The organism is Sphingomonas sp. 10B4 (genome assembly GCF_035019905.1).
Lineage (GTDB): Bacteria > Pseudomonadota > Alphaproteobacteria > Sphingomonadales > Sphingomonadaceae > Sphingomonas > Sphingomonas glacialis.
In genome coordinates this window covers 1-387 of record NZ_JASJVC010000218.1, presented here as the reverse complement: position 1 = coordinate 387, position 387 = coordinate 1, and the positions used below count along the sequence as shown (strand labels likewise).

Sequence of the window (387 nt, the reverse complement as noted above, 5' to 3'; positions counted from 1 at the left end):
GCTTACGATGACAGTGAGTTAGCTTGGTGAGTGCAGGCGCGGCGCTTATTGCGTGATCAGGCGATAACCGACCCCGGTTTCGGTCAGAAAGTACTTGGGCTGAGCCGGTTGCTGCTCGAGTTTTTGGCGCAGATTGGCCATATAAATACGCAGATAGTGGCTGCTCTCAGAGTGGTTCGGCCCCCATACCTCCTTGAGTAATTGACGGTGCGTCAGGACTTTGCCGGCGTTGCGTGCCAAAACACACAGCAGCCGGTATTCGAGCGGGCTCAGATGCACGGCCAGCCCGGCCCGTGTGACGCTGCGCAGGGAAAAATCGATAACGATATCGCCGAAGATAAAATTCGCATCGGCCAGCGCATTGAGCGGCTGACGTCTACGCATATG

Annotated in this window: 1 protein-coding gene; it reads right to left on the bottom strand. The window is 56.3% G+C overall.

All coding sequences use genetic code 11. The features are described 5' to 3' along the window. Positions 1–45 precede the first annotated feature (45 nt). On the bottom strand, positions 46–387 hold a 342-nt coding region (locus QN347_RS19540), incomplete at its 5' end, for a winged helix-turn-helix domain-containing protein (RefSeq protein ID WP_323494361.1).